The organism is Subtercola sp. RTI3 (assembly GCF_035018625.1).
GTDB lineage: Bacteria > Actinomycetota > Actinomycetes > Actinomycetales > Microbacteriaceae > Subtercola > Subtercola vilae.
On record NZ_JASJXO010000023.1, the window covers coordinates 1 to 19,868 of the forward strand.

The 19,868-nt window shown below is 51.5% G+C and carries 18 protein-coding genes and 1 tRNA gene; 1 reads left to right on the forward strand and 18 read right to left on the reverse strand.

From position 1 onward, the window contains the following. Positions 1-58: 58 nt before the first annotated feature. The 18 genes from QN358_RS10230 to QN358_RS10315 form a co-directional block, all read right to left on the reverse strand. Positions 59-613, reverse strand: coding sequence for a hypothetical protein (locus QN358_RS10230; protein WP_323512279.1), 555 nt, complete (start codon positions 611-613; stop codon positions 59-61). A gap of 251 nt (positions 614-864) precedes the next feature. Beyond that, on the reverse strand, positions 865-2,229 hold the full coding sequence (locus QN358_RS10235; protein WP_323512280.1) for a phage portal protein: 1,365 nt from the start codon (positions 2,227-2,229) through the stop codon (positions 865-867). A gap of 84 nt (positions 2,230-2,313) precedes the next feature. Beyond that, entirely contained in the window at positions 2,314-3,570 is a 1,257-nt protein-coding gene (locus tag QN358_RS10240; protein ID WP_323512282.1) for a PBSX family phage terminase large subunit, read from the reverse strand. Continuing rightward, positions 3,533-4,051 carry a terminase small subunit gene (locus QN358_RS10245; protein WP_323512283.1) on the reverse strand — a complete coding sequence of 173 codons (519 nt, stop codon included), beginning with the start codon at positions 4,049-4,051 and terminating at the stop codon, positions 3,533-3,535. The genes QN358_RS10240 and QN358_RS10245 overlap by 38 nt, the downstream gene beginning before the upstream one ends. 40 nt (positions 4,052-4,091) lie before the next feature. After that, positions 4,092-4,622, reverse strand: a complete 531-nt coding sequence (locus tag QN358_RS10250) for a hypothetical protein (protein WP_323512284.1) — start codon at positions 4,620-4,622, stop codon at positions 4,092-4,094. A 9-nt stretch (positions 4,623-4,631) separates the two neighbouring features. Beyond that, on the reverse strand, positions 4,632-5,519 hold the full coding sequence (locus QN358_RS10255; RefSeq protein WP_323512285.1) for a hypothetical protein: 888 nt from the start codon (positions 5,517-5,519) through the stop codon (positions 4,632-4,634). A gap of 108 nt (positions 5,520-5,627) precedes the next feature. After that, positions 5,628-6,407, reverse strand: a complete 780-nt coding sequence (locus QN358_RS10260; RefSeq protein ID WP_323512286.1) for a hypothetical protein — start codon at positions 6,405-6,407, stop codon at positions 5,628-5,630. Between the two features lie 85 nt (positions 6,408-6,492). Beyond that, complete coding sequence (locus QN358_RS10265; protein ID WP_323512287.1) at positions 6,493-11,541, reverse strand: right-handed parallel beta-helix repeat-containing protein; 5,049 nt, start codon at positions 11,539-11,541, stop codon at positions 6,493-6,495. Further along, complete coding sequence (locus QN358_RS10270) at positions 11,538-11,879, reverse strand: hypothetical protein (protein ID WP_323512288.1); 342 nt, start codon at positions 11,877-11,879, stop codon at positions 11,538-11,540. Before QN358_RS10270 ends, QN358_RS10265 begins: the two co-directional genes overlap by 4 nt. A 41-nt stretch (positions 11,880-11,920) precedes the next feature. Beyond that, complete coding sequence (locus QN358_RS10275; RefSeq protein WP_323512289.1) at positions 11,921-12,487, reverse strand: hypothetical protein; 567 nt, start codon at positions 12,485-12,487, stop codon at positions 11,921-11,923. Positions 12,488-12,513: 26 nt separating this feature from the next. Next, positions 12,514-13,356 (reverse strand): AAA family ATPase, encoded by an 843-nt coding sequence (locus QN358_RS10280; protein WP_323512290.1) that lies wholly within the window; start codon positions 13,354-13,356, stop codon positions 12,514-12,516. Next, complete coding sequence (locus QN358_RS10285; protein ID WP_323512291.1) at positions 13,334-14,347, reverse strand: RNA ligase; 1,014 nt, start codon at positions 14,345-14,347, stop codon at positions 13,334-13,336. The genes QN358_RS10280 and QN358_RS10285 overlap by 23 nt, the downstream gene beginning before the upstream one ends. Positions 14,348-14,381: 34 nt before the next feature. Further along, complete coding sequence (locus QN358_RS10290) at positions 14,382-15,080, reverse strand: DNA polymerase beta superfamily protein (protein ID WP_323512292.1); 699 nt, start codon at positions 15,078-15,080, stop codon at positions 14,382-14,384. Positions 15,081-15,131: 51 nt separating this feature from the next. Continuing rightward, positions 15,132-15,332 (reverse strand): hypothetical protein, encoded by a 201-nt coding sequence (locus tag QN358_RS10295; RefSeq protein ID WP_323512293.1) that lies wholly within the window; start codon positions 15,330-15,332, stop codon positions 15,132-15,134. Between the two features lie 317 nt (positions 15,333-15,649). Continuing rightward, entirely contained in the window at positions 15,650-16,108 is a 459-nt protein-coding gene (locus tag QN358_RS10300; RefSeq protein ID WP_323512295.1) for a transglycosylase SLT domain-containing protein, read from the reverse strand. A gap of 794 nt (positions 16,109-16,902) precedes the next feature. Then, complete coding sequence (locus tag QN358_RS10305; RefSeq protein WP_323512296.1) at positions 16,903-17,379, reverse strand: PH domain-containing protein; 477 nt, start codon at positions 17,377-17,379, stop codon at positions 16,903-16,905. Between the two features lie 45 nt (positions 17,380-17,424). After that, entirely contained in the window at positions 17,425-17,772 is a 348-nt protein-coding gene (locus QN358_RS10310; protein ID WP_323512297.1) for a hypothetical protein, read from the reverse strand. A gap of 774 nt (positions 17,773-18,546) precedes the next feature. After that, a tRNA-Ser gene (locus tag QN358_RS10315) sits at positions 18,547-18,632 on the reverse strand. A gap of 450 nt (positions 18,633-19,082) precedes the next feature. On the opposite strand from QN358_RS10315, the gene QN358_RS10320 reads away from it, so the two are divergent. After that, positions 19,083-19,838, forward strand: a complete 756-nt coding sequence (locus QN358_RS10320) for a hypothetical protein (RefSeq protein WP_323512298.1) — start codon at positions 19,083-19,085, stop codon at positions 19,836-19,838. Positions 19,839-19,868 lie beyond the last annotated feature (30 nt).

Here is a 19,868-nt window from a genome sequence, read left to right on the forward strand (position 1 = left end):
AATACGAGACCATCATGAACAGATCAGCCGCAATCGCGGCGTGACTAGAAAGTGTCACCTACTCGTGCAGCAGACCCATATGCGCTGGGCAAGTTGGAATACTGCCGTAGCTAAAAGTCATCGAATGCGTGCCAACAGTGAGAGTGTCACCCTCTTTGTAGAAGTCGGCATCAAGAGCGATGATTGTTCCGTCTAGGGACACACAGTAGACGCAGCTCCGTTCGCTCTTCCTGCAATACCATTCCTTGCCAGTGACAGTGCCTGATTGAGTCCAAGCAGCCACGTCGGCAAATCCCTGTGCTCTCGTTACTTCCGTCCTAGCTATTCGGTCAGCCCTATAGGTAAGCGCAGCACCCATGACGATCTCGATACGCGCTTGGAGCTGGTCGTCGTCTTCGTTGCTGTCGATCCCCTCGCTCACGGTCGCTCTGAGTTGCTTCTCCGTTTCGGCATTCACATCCTCAGCGATCTTCTGTGATCGTTGCTGGTAGTAGTTCATGACGTCTGGCGTTGTGGGATTGAACATGCTCGGATCGAGGTTTAGGTCACCCGTAGCTCCCTTACCTGTCTCGACGATGAGCGCGTAGATGATTGGAGCGATCGCGAGTCGCATCGCATCGTTGTAAGCGCTCCAGACAAGTAGCGCAGCGAGATAGTCCTTCTTGTCACGTCTGGATACTGGAGCGGTGTCGTAGTCCTTCAGATGGTTCGTGGCGGCATTGCCAAGGATCTCTTGACGTTGTCGCTCGAACTGCTGACGTAGGGCTACTAATAATTGCTGCTGGTAGATCTCACCCCGCGCGCTGTACTTCGCTGCTTTGGCTTCACCACGTCGATCACGAGCTGTTTCAATCTCGTCCGGCGTCAGTTCTTTTTTTTTACCCCTGTGAGGGATTTGGTCGGAGCTTCAGTGAGGTCATCGTCGTCATCTTTATCTGGATCTTCTGGGTTCTCGACGTCGACGTCTGGAGTGGACTCATCATTAGCGAGCACGTCCTCAAGTGAGACGGCGCCCTTACCCATGACGATGATGTGCTCACCTAATCCACCAGGTAGCGGCTTCTCGCCGTACATCGTTCGCACTTCGTCTTTAGTCCACCATTTATCCACACCACCGAGCGCTGCAGCTAGTTTCGCTTCAACATCTTCAGGTACTGGATTGACGTACTCGAGTTCAAGCGCCGGGTCATAGACCTTCACGAGTGTCTGGTTTACCTGCCGCACGAACTGACGAACACGAGGAACGACGTTGACGACGGCGTTTACGTAGAAGCCGGCTTCGAGGTTTGAACGGTTGACGTTCTCCACTGAGCCGATCATGCCTGGAGAGACCTTGAACATCGCGAGGATCTCGTCGCGGCTGAACTTACGGCTTTCAAGGAAATCGAGGTCTTGCTGGTTGAGCATCCATGGCGTCGCTTTGCCGCCCTCTATAAGAAGAGGCTTGAACGCATTGTCAGTGCCAGTGTGGTCGTCCTTGAACTGTTCTTTCCACCTTGCGTAGTTCGTATCGTCTAGCGGCTTGTCAGTAGAGAAGATGAGGCTGGGACGCGCCCCATTCGCGAACATGTTCTGGTTCCATTCCTTCATCTGCTCTTCGAGATTGATCGTCGCTGCTGACGCGGCAATGATCGAGCGTCCGTTATATGGGTTGAACGGATCAGGATTGAGGTCACGGATAAATGAAGCAATCGGGTATTCGATGTTGCCGAACTTCACGATGCTGCGCGAGTAGGTTTCGCCCAACACGAACGTGGTGACATGAGCAGGAAAGATGTCGAGAGCAGCTGGTAGTTTTCCTCGTTCTGGCGTGAATGGATCACCGTCGAGACCGCGCATGAAGATGTAGCTCTCCCCCACGACGTTCATGTAGGTGAAGTGGAGCTGTCTCATTTGCTCACCGGTATGGATTGAGTTCGGTCCATCGATCAACTCAAGGATCTCCATGTCGGGACCAGACGTGACGTCTATCTTGGTTCCATCAGGCAACTTGCGGACGAGCTTCAGCTCAACCGCTGCGCTTGGCTCAGCGATAGCGCTGTTGGCTGCGAAGACCCAGCCAGTTAGGGCAGCGAGCTGAGCGGGCTTGTCTGTGTACCCACTAATGGCTCCTGAGATACCGGGATAGATGACACCGTCACCATCAGGATTCAGAGCCGGTATAAGAGCCTTGCTACGTCCAGCAATTGCTTGAGCTAATCTGAGCCTAATTGGTGAACGCTTTGCCATAAAGAATGTTTGTTGCCCTATTTATGATTCTATTTTGATATTAACATCAATCCCTTTTCTCTTAAATAGCGAAACTAAACCGCTCTAGGCGCTGCGCACTCGAAAGACGTACTCCTCGGGATGTGGCGTATAGAAACACAGGATAGTTGCGTCCGCTTCGTCAGGTGATCTGAAGCCACGCTTCTTGTAGTCGTCTTTACTCTCAACGCCGCGCCTGCCCTTCGTATCCATGCGCCACAGACGGCTGGAAAGCTCCATCAGAACGTCGTCGTTCATGTCGAGCTGGATCGTCGGCATGATCGTTGCCATATAGAACCAAGCCTCGCTTATGAGGTTCGGGTACTTGTCTGAATCATCGGGTTTGGAACCGAAGTTGATCGGCATGACGTTATAGCCGCGCTTGATCATTTCGTCAGTCACTCCCCCACCGACGCCAGTGTCGTCGATCTTGATGAGGATCTTCTTGTCGTAGCCGGCGAACTCTTCTAGACGGTCACACACCTCTGTCGTGCGCAGTTTCGTGTAGCTCTTGGTATCCAGAAGCTTGAGACCTTTGCGCTTTTTGAAGACGGTTCTGTCGCTACCCATGCGAGCAATGTCAGCTCCGATTTCGATCGCACCTTCGTCGTTCACTTTGCGCTTCATGGCGTCGAGCACTCCGGTACGGCTGATGATTGCGTTCTCAGACTGTCCTACGGGCTCGCCTAACCACGTGTGTGCGTACGCTTCTGGGTCTTTGGCATCTTCATCGCGTTCGAGCTTCAATGTGTCAGGTAGAAGCCCTGCGCGTTCGAGAACGTCGAAGTTGACCTTTGCCGCAAACGTCTTAGCTGGTTTGTTGATGACGTAGCGGACGTGCACTGGGTCAAGCTCGTTCAAACGGTTGTAGCTGAAGATCAGTTGGCTACCCGTCTTACGAATAGTCGGTGCAAGTACCTTGAGCGATGCCTTACTAATGCTCTGGGCTTCTTCCACCCAAGCGATGTCGATTCCTTCCATCGACTTGATTTCGTTGACGTTGTGACGAAGTCCGCTGAATATGAATTCGGTCCCAGTGATGCGGTTGCGTATCGTCTTGTCGGTCACCTCATAGTCGGTGAAGCCGTACTGATCGATGATGTCTCGTAGGAGCTTGTGTACGGAGTCAGCGACCGTCTTTTGAATCTCACGAGTCGCCAGGATGCGAAGACGCTTCCCGCGACCTCTCAAGATCAACGCGAGAGCTATGTGCTGCGACTTACCTGAACCACGCCCACCGTAGAAGACGATGTTGCGCCATTCTTCGTTGAATAGCTCTTTGAACTCAACTAGAAACTGGATCTTGACTGTCGGGTGATCCACCGCCAATGAACTCCACAAGCGCAGTTATTGGCTTGTCTTTAGTGGTGTGATCAATCGCTGAACGCTCAACCCATTGGTCGAAGTTGTTATTCAAACTGAACTTCGCGCCGTTGGCTGCGGAGGTATAGAGCTGACCCTCTGTGTAAGCCTCTAAACGAGCCTTAGCGTCTTGTATCGGGAGGAAAAAGTCCTCTCTTTTGCCGTAGTTGAGCAGAGTCTTTCGATCTACTTTTAGGTGATAAGCCAGTCCCGACATCAAGTAGGGCTTTTGCTCCGTCATGACCTCGCGAAGTGCGAAAGTTGCGTTGCCTTTAAGAGCAGTGCCGACCTTGACCATGCGCTCTTCGATATGAGGATCGCAGTCGTCGAAGTAACTATTGATTGCTACCTGGAGTTCAGCCGAATTCTTGAATAGAAGTGGTCGACCCATTGTTGCTTGGGTGTCTTCGTTTTCTTCAGCTGGAGTTTCAGGTTCTGCCATGTGCGTCTATTTATGCACAGACCTTTAAATTTGTGAAGAGCTAAACGAGTAGGGATCGAGTGGAAAGATACTTTTGAGACAGCAACTTCGTCTTGCCCGAGCTTGTATTTTTTCTCCACACTCGCCCGTTGATGTCCCGCACAAAGATGTAAATAAAGGAGTTCACTGGGAATGGCGGCGGCTCGTCAAAATTGATCAAATGGGAAATATGTAGCTTGGGAGGGATAGTAGGAACACTTCCGTGCTGGAATTGATGCGTGGTGATAGCAGTGCCCGTTGGAGTTCTAACCTGGATCGAGACCCGAGGCAAGGGCGCATCGGATCCATTGAACATGAACACCTTTATGTGCTCGAAGAATTTTCCATCCGAGTCAACCTTCTTCTCCAAGTAGACCGAGAACGCGTCTACCTGCGCCCTGTCCTTACGTCGTCGTTCAGAGACGAAAAGGCTGATCGCCAAGAAAACGGACGCCGATGTGAGGATGCTTCCCACCCAACCTGGTGCGTTTCCCCAATCGATCGTTGACCACCAATAGTTCCAACCGCCCCACATTTGATCCCACCAGCTCATGATCAAAAGCTACTTGATACCAATCGTCATATAAGTCGGGTCGACTCCGGTCTGCCCCGCTGGGATGAAACGCTCGAATGCAATTTGAACTTCGTCGAGCGAGTACACCGAATGAGTAGCCAGGTTGTTGTCGTCGTAAACGTCGACCTTGATCCGCATGCTTACGATGTTGGAAAAAGCCAGAACCGTGTTTGTCGCGGCGTCGTAGTTGTCGATGGTGGTGTTGAAGTTATCAGAGAACAAAGTTCCCGTAGTCGTCTCATCGGTCGATCCTGGCTCCACAGTAAAGACCGCGGCGGTGCCGTAGTTCAAGCCGATTGTCCTGAGGTCACCCAACAGCTTTGAGGTGTACTCGTTGCCCTGCCCGCAGTAGATGGTGAATTCGTTGTCGATCACTTTGAGTGCGCTCGGGCTTTGGTTGCGAGCGACGAGGTTGAGGTATCGAGTCAGGTTGCCGACGAACTCACCGTTGAACAGTGCGATCGAAGGCTTCACATCCTGATTCTTTATCGGAGCGTTCAGCGGGAGTACTGAAGGGCGGAAGATTAGAAGTCCCGGTCCCAATCCATCCATGGCACTCGGGTATGCATAGGTACTGATGTACGTCGGGTCAAGAACAGTCTCGTCATAGCCCCCGCCCGCTTGGTATGCCTGAACTGCGTACCAAGCAGCTAGTGGATCTGCGAACCCTGCCTTGTTGTTCACCACAAAGTCAGTCGCAGCAGCAGGAACGTTGTGTGCGCCATTTGTTGCTGTCGGGCTTGTAGTGACAGGCGTAGATGTCGGTAGGTTCTCGCCCAAATTCGACATTGAATTATCTGGAGCGCATCCGGCTAGCAGCGCAGCTCCGGCAAGTAGCGCTGAGTAGCCAGCTAGCCTCAGTTTCTTTTTCGCCATCGTGTGCTCCTGTTAGTTGAAAATTGCTTTCGACCTGCGGTGCTAACTAAGAACCCGCTTGAGACAGTCGTGTTGAGTGAGAACGTATCTTCCGCGCGTCGATGGTTACTATGAGGCTTCAGGAGAACCAGTACCGTCGACCGAAAAGCCCATCGTGTACGCAATGAATTGAGTTCCCTCAAGTGTTTGAACGGTTGAACGAATCACCTGTATGGTCTGCGTCTTCTGCTTTGAAGATGTGCCGTCCATCTTGTAGTCCATCACGTCAACAGTGACGTTTATGTAGTCAATTGGATGACCTGAAGGATCCGAACCCGATGTCGGATTTTCTGCGCTGGCAAACATGTACCTAGTACTGAGGTAGGTGTTGCCAGGATCTCCGAGAACCGTATCAATGTCCGATTGATATCGCCGGTCGGGAGCGCCATTGGCGTCGACCACAAAGTAGTAAAGTCCCCCGTCAATCTTTGCCCCAAGGTCGCTACCTGAATGAATCCATCCCTGGTTCATCAGGTTGTACCAATCGAATCCAGGGATCGCACCGATATCAGTCAGCGCGGGGTCATCTTGTGGTGTCGGCGGCTGAAGCACAGCCATATCTGACTTTGCCAGCGCGTAGGAATATCGATCAGCAAGGGACAACTTCGCAAAAGCCTGCACCGTCATCCCGTCCATAGCCGCGACTGTCGTTGTCTGCTTTAGTACTGGAGCTGTCGCCGTAAATTGTCCAGCGTGAAGGCTCGCAGCTGCAGACCCGGCTGGTGCTGAAGATGACGCAGCAGTGTTATCGATTACTTGATTTTGGGGAGTATCGACACCGTTGCTGCAGCCAACAAGAAGCATTGTTATCGCGATTACCCCGGCTCCAGCAAAGATAGGCAGTCTCATGATTCCCCCATGGCAGTTCCTTTGAACTTATCTGGCCATGGGTATTTCGCGCGTCCCCTCTAAGTGGGGGCAAATCATCAAAAACCTAGTTGACGATCCAGCCAGTCCCGTTCGAATAGATCTTGTAGAAACCGTACGCGGTGCTAATCACCTTGCTTGATGTCGATCCATTAATCATTTCGCCCGAGGCTGGGGTGATCGTAATATTGCTCGTCGCTGCGTTCCCCGTCTCATCCACGATGACTAACTCAGCACCCGTGTTTCCCACTGCAGTGAAAAGCGTGACGATTCGAGGCGCGGTGAGGGCTGTGTACGCAATTCGGTAGTCGGAGTTCAGAGCGGTATAGGCGACGTTACTCACGGTCGTGCGGTGTGGCTTGAAGCCACCCGAAAGCATCATGTAGCCGAATGAAACGGCACCGCTTGTAGTAATTGGAAAAGCAGTTCCAGCCGCCCTGTTTCCCGAGTTTGAGAGGACGACGCCCAAATCTGTTGTTGCTGATTGCTGCGTCACTGATTTGTAGCCAGAAGAGATTATTTGCCAGTTAGCTCCGTCTGATTGAACAATAGCGAAGGCATATTGAGCTGACAATAAGAAGGTCGTAGCACCCTCGATCGTTTGAGATGACGTTGTGGCAATAGTGACGATGCCCGTGTTGATGTTCTTGATCGAATAGATGCGTCCCGTTATTCCAACGGCTGTAGGCAACGTGTGTGTGAGCGGACTGCTCGAGTTCGACAAGAGGGTGAAATACGTTACGTCTAGGGTCGTAGCGGCGGTGACGATCAACACATTGCTTGCGAATGAACCGAGGGTCTGCAAAGACGAGGTGGCTGATGCGGATCCTCCAAATGATGCGTACCCGGTATCGAGAGCAACGCTCGCCGTCGTAGACGTATCACCGGAGTTACGAAAGGCGAGTGTCTTGCCAGAGAATCCACTTCGGAAGGTCGGCACGCCGTTGTTTTGACCGAAGTAGAAGCCTCCGTTACCTATGTTGATGGCGTTCCGAGTGTCACCTCCGACTGTTGAAACGAGCAACGTTCCGGTAGTCGTATAGGTCGAGAGGGACACCACCCCTGAGAAACCTTTGTTGCCAGCGATCGCACTCTGGGTTGTGGTCAGATCGATGAAGTTCTGCGTACTCGATCCAGTACCGCCATTGGCGACTGGAAGTATGCCAGTTACATTTGCGGTGAGTGAGATTGAATTCAGAAGTGCAATAGTACCTAGACCAAGATTTGCTTGCGATGTCGCGAGACTAGCTAGGTCGCTGAGATTGTTGGAAATCATCAACCCACCAAGACTCGATGCAGTTGTAGGTACCTGACCAAAAGTCGCGGCGTCAGTCGCAGCTGTGCCGCTGGCAAGCCCTGTTATCTTCTTTGCGTTCAGAGGGACATTCGAGGCAACGGGATTAGCAGTCGCGATAGCCGAGAGATCCGTTGTCGATGCTAGAGAGCCAACCATTGATGCCGTGTAATCGCCGGAAGCAGCAACGACCGCTCCAGTTCGCCCAAATGCACTAGTTACTGCGCCACCAGTGTGAACGTACCGCGCATCCAGTTGGACGAGTGATTCATCCCCGGAGAATGTGTTCCACCCGCCAGATCCATCCGCAATAAGGACCTTCCCCGATCCTGAAATTGGCAGTGCTATCGAGCTGGCAGAAGTCCCGTTTATCTTGCCTCCAATAGTGACCACGTTTGCCGACGTATCCAGCTTCTTTATGCCTATCTGTGCGACGTAACCGAGACTGGTCGGCAAGGTGACCGCGACGGCTCCCGAAGTTGCATCGATTTGATATGCCACACCACCTATCGCGGTGAATGAGCTTGTCTGCGTGCTCGTGCTCGTCAGCGGGTTGCTTGTTGGTGCTGTCGAAAGCGCGCGGGAAACCTCCTGCCAGCTGGTCCCGGTCCACTGCAAAGAAACAACGTCGACCGAATTTGGGTTAGTTGACAAGATAAGACCGCCCTGAGCAAACACAGCGTTTGACCATGTAGCCGCTCGTGATCCAGCAGAGTCTTGCGTAAGCATCAAAGTGAGGAGGTCACCGTTAGATCTACCCGCAGCCAGGGCGCCAGTGATATTTCCAGTTAGCGTTGCCGCAATGGTGTCTCCATTTAGCCGGTCGAAGGTGACTGCACCTGTAATGCTTCCTTGTAAATAGAAGCCCTGCGGATTGACGGCAAAGCTGTTCCGAACGACAACGTTCGGTCCGATTGTTGCCCCGCCACTCAAGCCCACCGGGTTCTGGTTGGAGTTGAAGTTCGGCATGTAGTTGTTGTGGATGTTGATCGCATCCCACAGAAATGCGCCTGAGAACGTTATTGCGTACTGCTGGTCACGATTTGATTCGTCGTTCCAAAAGGCGTTGTGAGCTATCTCACCGTTTACTTGTCCGCCAAGTAGCTCGAACAGAATTGCCGGGTGAATGAGTGAATTAGTGCTGTCAACGTTGTTGTGATTGAAGGTATTTGCGAGGATTGCAAATCGCGTCGATAGGGCTGATACTCCTTGGTTGCCTCGGTTTATACGGATGCCTGTCAGGATGTTGAAGTCAAAATTGCAACCCATCACTAGAGGGGCTACAGCTGCTCCGAGTTGAAGTCCATCACCACAGCCGCTGAAGCTACAGTTGACGATTTTCAAGCCTCTTACGGTTCCGAACCCAAATGATCCATTGTCAGCAAGGTTTGCTCCCTGGATGCCAGTTCCTGGTCCCGCAAACCTCGAGTTGGTGATGCTGACGTAGTTGGTTGAGAGCGAGTAATAGATTGCAGGTCCGACGCAATTCACGAAGTCACAGTCATCCACGGACGCGAGATTCACGTTCTGATAAAAGCCAATCCCAGGACCGTTGGAAATCGTCTGGTTCAGAAATTTGCACGACTTCACGCTCACTCTTGACGCGTTCAGAAAGAGAAGCTGTTCAAGCGTGCTTGTGATGCAATCGAAAATACAGTCCCGGAACTTGATATCGAAGTTTCTCAATTGACTGTCGCTAGTGCTCGTGACGCCGACCACAGCTTGCCATCCACCAGGTCCGGTGTTCACCATGCGTATTCGTTCGAAAGAACCTTGGCTTGCATACTCGACGCGGATGGCAGAGCCATGGTCAACGTTGTTCGTGTCTAACGTGAGATCCGACATTCCGAAATTAGCGAAGCTAGTCGTACCCCGTTTTCGGAACATGTAGTCATACGAGACATTGCTGAAGACGCGAGTCGTATCAATTCCAGACCCTTTTATGAAGACGTTTGCCGCAAAGGTGAGAGCAGTCGAAATAATGAAATTTCCCTCTGGGAGGTAGACCGTACCGCCGTTGGAAGACACCGCAGCTGATATCGCGGCACCAATGCCAGCCGCTGCATCCGTGCCGTAAATCATCGTCGTCTGAGACAGCGCTTGAGTAACCGCTGAACTCAGCGTCACTTGACTCGTCGACTGCACAGACACGATGGTCGCTTTTAGAGGGACTCCATTCAAGCCGCCACCCATATAAGACTTCGCAAACGTAAGCGGGACCGCGTTTCGAATTGTCTGAACTTGATTACCAGTCGCGCCAAGAGCTAGGGCGGTTAGCGACAGCGTCGTCGTCGTCAACGCTGAAGCAACTACGTCGGTGTTGGTGACGGTACCTGAGTAGTAATTCGTGCCTGCAGTCCCCGAACCGTTGATTGCCGAGTAGAGGTTGGAGAGAGTCAACGAAGCAGTTGCAGCTATCTGTACATCAAACGCTTGAGCCATCGTTATCTTGAATCGATAAGTCGTCAGTCCGATCGTCACCGAATTTCCATCGCCCAAGTTAGAGCCGTTGATAGTGAGCACGTTTGTTGCTTGCACTGCAAGAGTCGAGCCTTGTTGAAGAGTCACGAGCTTGCCAACATCGGCGACTGTGAAGGTTGCAGACGAGCTAGTCACGATTGGGCTACTGGCGGTGGTGAGCGCATCGCTCACCAAAATGACGTTAGCTACGGCACCGTAATCAGTCACATTGAACACGCGGCGAATACTCGGCTTGGCAAGCAAATCGCTGTACGTACCTGTGGTTGCTACAGTCGAGAGGCTCGACGAGTTGACCTTTAGGTTCAGAGCTGCTTGCGCAGAGGTACTGATGGGCTTGGCAAGGTCAGCCGTATTATCGACGTTCCCCAGTCCCACGTCGCTCTTCGTTAGGGTGATCGCTCCCGTTCGCCCGGCAACCGAAGTCACGGGAATCGTTGGCGTATTCACTAGGTCTGTGTAGCTACCGCTCGTTGCAACTGCGGCTAGAGCTGAGGTGCTCGCTTTTGCATTCAGAGCCGTTTGAGTCGCCGTACTAATTGGTTTGTTGACGTCTGCGGTGTTATCGACGTTGGGTAATCCGACTACCGTCTTGTCGAGCGTTTGGAATGTCTTGTCGCCACGGAAGTACTGACTGGCTGTGCCTGCTGCGATCGACGGTTCTTTGGTTGCGATCGAAGTCGCTTGAGCGGATGAGACCGGTTTGTTGATGTCGGCAGTGTTATCGACGCTAGCTAAGCCCACATCCGTCTTTGTAAGAGTGATGGCTCCCGTTCGACCGGCTACAGAAGTGACCGGGATAGTCGGAATCGTCGGCGTATTTGAGAGATCGGTATAGCTGCCCGTCGTTGCGACAGTAGCAAGCGCAGCGGTGTTGGCTTTCAAATTGATGGCAGTTTGGGTCGCGGTGCTGATCGGCTTAGCCACGTCAGAGGTGTTGTCGACACTGCTGAGTCCTACGTCGCTCTTAGCGAGAACGACATTGCCCGTCCTGCCGGCTACTGATTGAACTGGGACCGAAGGAATGGTCGGTTTGCCAGATAGGTCTGCGTAGTTACCTGTAGTGGCGACCGTAGCTAGAGATGAGGTATTCGCCTTGGTATTGAGAGCTGCTTGAGTCGCTGCACTTACTGGCTTCGCTACGTCGGAAGTATCGTCAACGCTCTCGAGCCCCACGTCCGTCTTTGAAAGAACGACGTTACCGATCCTGCCGGCGACGCTGGTAACGAGGTCGTGTTCAGCACCAGGAGGACCTTGGATGCCCACCGAGATGATCTGAGTTTCGGTCTCTGTAACGACGATCGTTTCAGCTGGCTGCTCTACCTTGATGACGCTGTCACTCATGAGGTTGAACCTCTAGCGAGTGTCACCGTCCCATCGATGAGCCGCTTGGCGTAGTTAGAGGATGCCTTGTAGATCATGAGGTCATAGCGACCAGTAATGAAGTCCAGCTCTGCTGATTGAACGGGAGTGATTGAGAGCTCGATAGTGCCAGCCTCTCCCCCAAGAGTTATGCCAGCTTCACTAGTAAGAACGACTACAGCATCTGACTCATCGTCTTTGATGGTCATCACCGCGGTCATGCCAGTGAGGTCTATTACGTTGCCATCGCCGCCATACCAAGTAAGAGGTCGATCAAACGATTCGCTTTTGCCGAGAGTGAAGTCATACTGCGCTGTCATCTGCTCTTATTTACGCATAAAGAGCGACTAATTAAAAGAGCTTAAGACGCCGGAAGCCAAACGCCCCATTCTTTGTAGAGCTGCGCCCTGCGCATGTCGTTCCATCGGCGGATCTTTCGCGACGAAATATATTTACCAGTTGTCAGATCACGAGCCCAGCTTTTACTGAAAGAATCGCTGAACACGAGATAGAGCTGGGGATCGGTGACCCTACTACTAAGCGGAATGTCTTCGATCAACCGTTGCTTCGGATTGATTACACCGTGATCTGAACGCAACTGCTCCGTCAATTCTCTGGCTTGCGTGAACGACTGATCGACACTCGTTTCCGCACCGGGCTTCGACCTGATAGATGCCAAGTAAATTGGGTGTTCGCCAGCATTGTTCACGACTACGAATGCATGAGTTTCAAGCCACGGACCGTTTTGGACAAACATCCGTGAGGAGAATTCGTCTCCAGTTGCGCGGCGTTTGTCTCGTTGACCTCGCCAATATAGGTAGACCGCTAATGCGAATGCGGCAACAGCGCCTACAGCTGCGAACCAATCAGCGACGCTCCCCCAATTCTGATCATGCCAAAGCCCATCAATCCCATCCCAGAACGTCATGAGCTAAACGTAGCGAAGACCTCGGGTCAGAAGTCGCCCTCAGCAACCTGAAGGCAAACGAGTCCCAGCTCATTGCGCCACATGTCGACTACTTGGTTGCGGTCATCTAAGACCAGGTCGACATTGAATTCGGTTCGCACGTGTTTCTCAAAAAGTTCCCGCTTGATGATGTTGTCTTTACGGGAGTCGTTCGCAGGTCTCATGAACAGGTGATGAAACGGGACCTTATTGGTGGCTAGCCACTCAACTGTCTCAGGTCGGCAGATTTCATCTCGCCCGCTCATAAGGATGATGACGCGATCATTGAAGCGACGAAGTAGGTCAATAACGGGCTTGTCTGGATTGTCCGTTCCCACCTTGTGCCAGTCATAGGGCGAGCGTTCACCCATATGAGCGATAGTCCCGTCGATGTCACAGAGAATCGCCCGTGGCTTGCCATCAGGCGCCTTATAGACAACTGGTGCTGGTCGCAGGTGTTGGTCGTACATCTGCAATATGACCTTCTGACCCACACTGTTGAGACGCTGGAGATCTTGACTTATGCACTTCTCCAACGGGGTATCGATAAACTTGAACTCAAATGTCGCGTTCAAATCCTTCGCGATCTCACGTAGATGAAGCTCGTGAATAGGCGCAAAATTCGTGTCGTCAACGACAACATTGCTGCCTTTCGAAAGTGCGTCCCTCACAACCGCATCGCGGATCGCGACAACGCTCCCCTCTTTCGATTTCGAATGGTTGCTGTTGTGAAGCATCGCCCTGAGGTCGTCCTTGTTGACGCGGGTGTATTGGTTCTTCTCCACAAGATTTCTTGCGTACGTTGACTTGCCGCTTCCGGGCAAACCTTTAAGCATTAGTAGTTTGGGCATCCATCACCTCTCTTCTGGGTTTAAGTTCTTTCCAGATAGCTGGCTGCACGTCGCGCCCATTACGGATAGCGAAAAGCATGCCCTTGTACTTGAAGTCAGTACTTAGTCCAAGTTCTTTATCGGAGAGAGTTGAAGCTCGCTCGACCTCTGTTCGAACCAATTCGTCGAGTCTTGAGAACTCGTTTTCAAATGAGATCTTGGTGTCGTCTAGCCATCTCTGGAACTCCTCAGGCATGTTCTCGAATTCGAGGCTGTCTCCATTACTGAGAGCCTCCCAGACCCGTTTTGGAGTGAAATCAGTCACGATGCGGTGCAGCCGCAGATACTCAGCGGTCTTGATCTTCACTCTGTATCCACCGAAGTTTGCGACAACACCTTCAACCAAGTGGTCGAGCGCCAAAGCGTTTACGTCATTGAGCTGATCGGGGTCGAGTCTTTCTGCGCACTGAAACGCCGCGAAGCCCTTTGTATAAATGTCCCGGTCTTTACCCGTGTCGTTCTCGATTACCGCAAGGAGGACCAGTTCTCGGCGCAAACCATAATCAATGACGATACGGTTTTCAGGATGAATCAGCTCGAAGATGTAGGTGAGCCCATCTTCGAAGCATTCACCGTGTACCGAGTACTGCTCAGCAATGATTTGCTTAGCCCATCTAGATTGGTCACTGTTGAAGCTCCCTTTTGATGTGACTACCAATCCGTATTCAGCATCGTTCGCCACCTGGATAAGTGAGCCATCTAGTTTGTCCTGGACTCGAACAGATGAAGGATCAAGCTCACGAGGTCGCTCCAAGAGGGCTTCTGGCTCATCAGAGTTGAAGAATTTCGGTAGACATTTGATCACGCAGCGACTCTTGTTATCGAGAACTAATCCGCGAGCTTGGCGAGTAACACTGTTCCATAGCCGGTCGAATTGTGTGAACTCTGTATAGACGTAGATTGTAAGGGTGCCAGCGTCATTGGTCTGGCTGCGTAATAGACCTATCTTCACGTATTCGTCTAACTTGGCTTTCTGAGGTGGGGTGCTATAGCTCCGTTCCATTCATGGGTACTCCTGTATATGCGTTATAAATAAATTGTTCAATCCACTTGGTATCTGGCTTCATCTTTGGTGCCGCCTTCCACTGCATTGTGACCTCGGCTTGAAGAGACGCAAAGCGCTCTGTGCATTCTGGGATGTAGCTGTCACTCCAGCCAGCTTTAAGTTTGAGTAGAAAAGTTCGTAGTTCCGGGTCGCTTATCTGACAAGGGAAGTTACCTGTTCGCAGAAATTCTGAGCACTGCCACAGCACACGGCAATAAGAAATCGCGAACTTGCTTGTGCGGCGCTGATTCTTAACTCCGATGTCATCGAAGAGCTCCATCTTGTTGAGTTGGTTCTGTGCGTAGCCTCGACTAGCCATGACGACCTTGTCGGTGTCGATGAACTTGCGCCAGTTGGCTCGCATGACGTCCGCTATTGGTGACGTCTCAAGCACTTGATCACTGAAGAACACTTCCAAAATGGTGGCATTGCCATGTACAGCTTGCTTACAAAAGTCGCTCAGCTCGTAGCTTGTGTTATCTTCGTCGCCTTCGATCCAAGTGGTGTTCTTGACCGTCTTGAACGGGCTAAGGATGTCGGATAAATCGTGGAGATGTATGCCTCGGTAGTCGTAGTCGGATTGCTCGTTTTCTAGTCCGTGTAAGCGTGAGCCAACCAGAACTTTCGTAAGTATGTTCATTCATGTGTTCTCCGTTTATGCGCGCCACTATGAGCTACGCGTTGATAGTTGTCAATTGGTCTTCGGCTTCAGGCTGATACCAGAGTTCTTCACGAGCTTGTAGGCGTCAGTTCGCTTGTATAGGAAATTGATCCATTGTCTGGATACGAGCTTCTTAGCTGCGAATATATTGACTCCTTCGACAACGTGCATGGTCTTCTCAACTCGTCCGTCGTCAAAATTGGCTGTGATCGTTGCTTCAAACTTGGTCATTTTCATTTGTTCTCCGTTTATGCCAGCACTACGCGCTAGGCGTTGATAATTGTCAATCGAGTTCTAGTCTTACCTCGCCTCCCCTTCCCATTGATGGACGCATAACCCGATCTATGTTTCCGAGCGATACTTGACGGTCGTAATATTGCTGTTGGGTTTCTCTCATTGGGTTAACTGGTGCGTTGCCCTGAACGATGGTCTTACCGCAATCAACGCAGTGGTATTGGTATCGGGGGCTGGGGTAGCCATTGAACATGAAATCCTCCACAAAATAGTGGAGACAAAATAGCCTTCGAATCATTCTCATAGTCACCTCCTTATAAAAATTGCTTGTACTTGCCTGAGTTGAAACTCGACCAGGCTCTCCATCCGCTCCCCCGATAGATCTCGTAGGCAGCTCGGATGTTCTTCGTTGGATCGAGCCGATCGAGGTCGCTGATTAGGTCACTGTGAACACTGTTTATTTGGAGCAGCCCTTTGTCATTTGAGCCGTTCGCGTTAGTGCCAGTGTTGTCGGCAGCCGGATCGCAGCCGCTCTCGGCTTTCATGATCGCCAAGGCTGTATCGATGTCCCAGTCGTATTGAGCGACGAGTGATCGATACATTTCGCAGCCCTTGGTTGCATGAGAGACCGTTTCAGGCGCTATGACCGCGATGGGCGTCTCTTTCACCGTCTTTGGCTTCGGCACGCTGACGACGGCTTCTAACGTGCTGTGGTTTTTGAACTTGAAGCTGCTGCCGTGTTGGTGTTCAGCACTGACTGGCTGATGAACCATCCACTTACGACGCCGGCTATGCCGAATGCGAGTGCGATGACTAGAGCCCAGGCGAGTGATTCACGTACTGGGATCGTCTTGATTGTTTGTGTTCGAGTGGTTTCACTCATGGTGTTTGTTTCCTTGCCCGCTTGGGGCTTTATGAGTCATGCAGTTGCATGGAAGCTAGTAGCAGAGTGGGCTTTCCGCCTGCTCACCAAGTTAGGGCGGGGTAGACCTAGATGACTAGGTGTCCACTACTAGCTGGCAATGTAAGTTCGTAGCCGCCAAATAACGGTCAGTGAGAACACTGCTTACATTGCCTTGTTGAACATATAAGGCAGGGATTTCGCCTGAACGGCTGTGTCACCCTGCATGAAGGCATCAACTCTTCAAAGCCACCGATGATTCATCCACCGGGTAAATCGGGGTGACTCGGCGTCTACCTATTCCGCCACTTATATGTCCATGTAACTGCACAACTGTTTATTTGATTGAGCGTATGGCGCCAGCGGCGACTAGTCCTCTGAATCCGTAATATCTGTTCGTAGAATCGACACGGGAGCTGCCCGATTGCCACACTTACTCAACGGGTATCAGTGTTACCACTGGCACTACTACACTCAATCGTTTACTCGACGGCTTTCGACCGAACACCTTGACTCTGATTGGAATGGATCGACTTTCACGATCTTGCAGGTTGGTTGTCCAGTTGGGAGCCGTCGAATTGTTTAATGTTCTCGATAACCGTTTTGTTTGTTCGTTTATCGTGCCTTCATTTAAGCACACTAATGATTTATCGTCAATACCATTCTTTACACATTGTGAGTCAGAACAGGGGTCGCAGCGTCCTTATTTTCTATGAACGTGACCCAGTGTTCGGGGTTTGGCGTGAAGGTAAACGAGAAGTTCTTGTCAGTGCCGGCTGTTTGAATTAGAAGCGTCCCGTAATTGAAGATCGTGCCGAAGCCGTTCTGTTTGACCGAAGCATCCTGAACGCGAGTCCAGTTGAGCTCCGAAGTCTGGCTGACCAAAAGCGACTGCCAGTTAATGACCGTGACGCCAGTTGAAGTGATTGTGATGGTCGACAGCCTGTAGATGTAGAGCTGCAGCGATCCAGCGATGAATACCAGGATGGCGAACGAGCCGAGTAAGTAGAAGAACTGCGGCTGTCGATTGATGACTGTCTGATACATGGCGAGGATGATCGCGGAGATCAACAGCAAAGAGAAGACCACGATGAGAACGTAGCCAAACCACGATTTACGGATTGTGATTGGCAGGGTATCCATGCCGCCTAATGTGAGGCATTTCAGTCGAACGGTCAAGTGTTCTGGCTAGGAGTACCCCTGCATTCGATGCATCATTGCATTGGCATCTACCGCTTCACCGCTCAAGGTCGGCGAACTGAGCGTGGACTCACCAACCACCTCATCGTTCACCTTCTCAGCGCCGCTCAACTCGCCCGGTAGAAACGGTACGTAGTGGGTGTGATGACCGCCGATCACCGTAGCAACGTAGTCATTCTTGACCGCGCCGGAAACCCAGGTACCACCCCAGCCGACTGACTCGTCCGCTCCATACGCCCACTCGATAAGGGACCCGTCATCGAAAAAGCGAACGTGGAACTTGTTCCCTGACGTAGTTGTCTTCACCCACTGGACAAGCTCTGCTCGCTCACTCATATTCAGACCCTAACGGCGATCAACCGCACTTGCCCAGACCCACGCTTGACGATGCTGACCATCTGTACCGATCCAATGGATGTGAACCGCTCGGTCGGTCCACTCAAATGCTTCAGCCTCTACTCGGATCGTCGCTTCATGGAATCGAGCCCAAGCGGTCACAGGGATAGCTGTCTCACCCTTCTTGACAGGGTGATTCTCTAGATCCAGCTCGGCGCTTGTGAGCGTGATGGGCATGGGTCGAATGACTACCTCATCGATGCGCTTAGCCATCTCGCGATCGACCTTGTCTGCATACCTCTTGCTGGTTCCCATGGAAATTGACTTTAGAACATACCTTCGACACTCGCCAAGCGAAGACGGTAGAATTGACGGTATGTCTTCCACTCCTGAGTTCACAGATACACGCCCACGCTGCACTGAATGCGGCTCACCGGTACAGATGGCTCACAAGCCCTCATCTGGTCTCACTGGTTCGATGGCTCAGCAGTACAACCTTCTTCCAGTGAAGTGCTTGAACGACGAGTGCGAGAACGCCGACCCCTCGAAGCATCGGATCGGCTGGTTTCGCAACTAACGACCCAAAGCGACTCCCCTTTAATCGCGTAAGAGCGGGGGGAGTTGATATTGAAGCATTCCCTGAGTGAGGTATGCATTTGCTCTGACATCAGGGATAGCTTGATTACTAACTCCCCCTACCTGATATTCGCTTACAGACTGCTTGTTACAGAATGAGGCACAGAATTATTAGGTAAGTCGTAGATTAAAAGTATGTGGCGGAGGATGTAGGAATTGAACCTACGCAGAGTTTCCCCTGTACGCCTTAGCGGGGCGCTACCTTACCGCTCGGTCAATCCTCCATCAGCTACTTTCAATTGTTATAGACAGGACAGCGAGAACGAAGAGGGGCTGTGTATACCCAACCCACATGAGCCAGCTGGACTAATGTTTCCCATTCTCGCTATTCCATCTATAACGCGAGCCAAGTTGTCAAAGAACAGTTCATCAGTACAAAGCAAGTTTTACGATAACCGAAAACGTTGAGCTAGATATTCGTCACTTCTTTATACTCGCATCAGACCTACCTAGTCGAAAGCTCCCACGAGTATTGTATAAAATCTCAACTCTGCTAAAATAGAAGCAGGTGAGTACAGCAAACTAAGGCATCGCAATTGCGGTGTCTTTTTCTTTTGCTTTCTTATGCGACCAATTGCTAAACGGTGAGTACAGCAAACGGTCACCAGTTATTATGAACATTCTGCTGCGTAAGTCAATAGCCCAGTGTCACGTCACGGCATTATGCTGAGCCCATGTTCATCAATGACGCGCATCCAAGTTTCGTGAATAAGCCTGAGGGCGACGTCGTCGTGTGGCGTTACATGGACTTGGCTCGCTTCATGTCGATCCTTGAGAGCAAGACACTCAATTTCACTAGGGCAGACTTCATGGCAGACAAGTGGGAAGGCTCCTACAGTTACGCAAATGTCGAGCAGCGACCAGGTCGATATGGCGAGCATTTCGAGATGATGATTAAGGACGCTGAGGCGCGCCTCGACGGTAGTCGGAAGACGATGTTCCTCAACTGCTGGCACGTCTCCAATGAAGAATCAGCTGCCATGTGGGACATCTATCAGCGTGAGGGGCGAGGTGTCGCAATCAAGACGACATGGGGCAGGCTCACCTCAAGCCTCAAAGGCAATGTCGGAGTTTACGGCGCGTATGTGAATTATGTCGATTACAAAACCACTTTTATCTCCGAGACCACCACCTTCGATCCCTTCCTGCACAAGCGACTAAGTTTCGCTCACGAAAAGGAAGCACGCCTTATCTTCATGGAGATGAAGGTCGGTCAGATCGAGATGCCACACGGACCTGAAAATGCAATCTTGGGCTACTACGATCCAGCGTTTCCAGTTCCGATTGATGTCGAAGAACTCATCGAAGTCGTATACATTGCCCCGGATACACCATCCTGGATCTCTGATCTCGTTACTAGCATCGTCAAGACCTATGGTTATGAGTTCACGGTTCGCCAATCTGACCTAGCAAATGACCCGATTGCTTAGCTCTGTACAAAACACTCGCGCCTGTGCATA

What these genes read in the sequence shown, in the direction of transcription:
- QN358_RS10230 (WP_323512279.1), bottom strand. Translation starts at nt 613, where the DNA reads ATGCGACTCGCGATCGCTCCAATCATCTACGCGCTCATCGTCGAGACA.
- QN358_RS10235 (WP_323512280.1), bottom strand. Translation starts at nt 2,229, where the DNA reads ATGGCAAAGCGTTCACCAATTAGGCTCAGATTAGCTCAAGCAATTGCT.
- QN358_RS10245 (WP_323512283.1), bottom strand. Translation starts at nt 4,051, where the DNA reads ATGGCAGAACCTGAAACTCCAGCTGAAGAAAACGAAGACACCCAAGCA.
- QN358_RS10250 (WP_323512284.1), bottom strand. Translation starts at nt 4,622, where the DNA reads ATGAGCTGGTGGGATCAAATGTGGGGCGGTTGGAACTATTGGTGGTCA.
- QN358_RS10255 (WP_323512285.1), bottom strand. Translation starts at nt 5,519, where the DNA reads ATGGCGAAAAAGAAACTGAGGCTAGCTGGCTACTCAGCGCTACTTGCC.
- QN358_RS10260 (WP_323512286.1), bottom strand. Translation starts at nt 6,407, where the DNA reads ATGAGACTGCCTATCTTTGCTGGAGCCGGGGTAATCGCGATAACAATG.
- QN358_RS10265 (WP_323512287.1), bottom strand. Translation starts at nt 11,541, where the DNA reads ATGAGTGACAGCGTCATCAAGGTAGAGCAGCCAGCTGAAACGATCGTC.
- QN358_RS10270 (WP_323512288.1), bottom strand. Translation starts at nt 11,879, where the DNA reads ATGACAGCGCAGTATGACTTCACTCTCGGCAAAAGCGAATCGTTTGAT.
- QN358_RS10275 (WP_323512289.1), bottom strand. Translation starts at nt 12,487, where the DNA reads ATGACGTTCTGGGATGGGATTGATGGGCTTTGGCATGATCAGAATTGG.
- QN358_RS10280 (WP_323512290.1), bottom strand. Translation starts at nt 13,356, where the DNA reads ATGCCCAAACTACTAATGCTTAAAGGTTTGCCCGGAAGCGGCAAGTCA.
- QN358_RS10290 (WP_323512292.1), bottom strand. Translation starts at nt 15,080, where the DNA reads ATGAACATACTTACGAAAGTTCTGGTTGGCTCACGCTTACACGGACTA.
- QN358_RS10295 (WP_323512293.1), bottom strand. Translation starts at nt 15,332, where the DNA reads ATGACCAAGTTTGAAGCAACGATCACAGCCAATTTTGACGACGGACGA.
- QN358_RS10300 (WP_323512295.1), bottom strand. Translation starts at nt 16,108, where the DNA reads ATGGTTCATCAGCCAGTCAGTGCTGAACACCAACACGGCAGCAGCTTC.
- QN358_RS10305 (WP_323512296.1), bottom strand. Translation starts at nt 17,379, where the DNA reads ATGGATACCCTGCCAATCACAATCCGTAAATCGTGGTTTGGCTACGTT.
- QN358_RS10310 (WP_323512297.1), bottom strand. Translation starts at nt 17,772, where the DNA reads ATGAGTGAGCGAGCAGAGCTTGTCCAGTGGGTGAAGACAACTACGTCA.
- QN358_RS10320 (WP_323512298.1), top strand. Translation starts at nt 19,083, where the DNA reads ATGTTCATCAATGACGCGCATCCAAGTTTCGTGAATAAGCCTGAGGGC.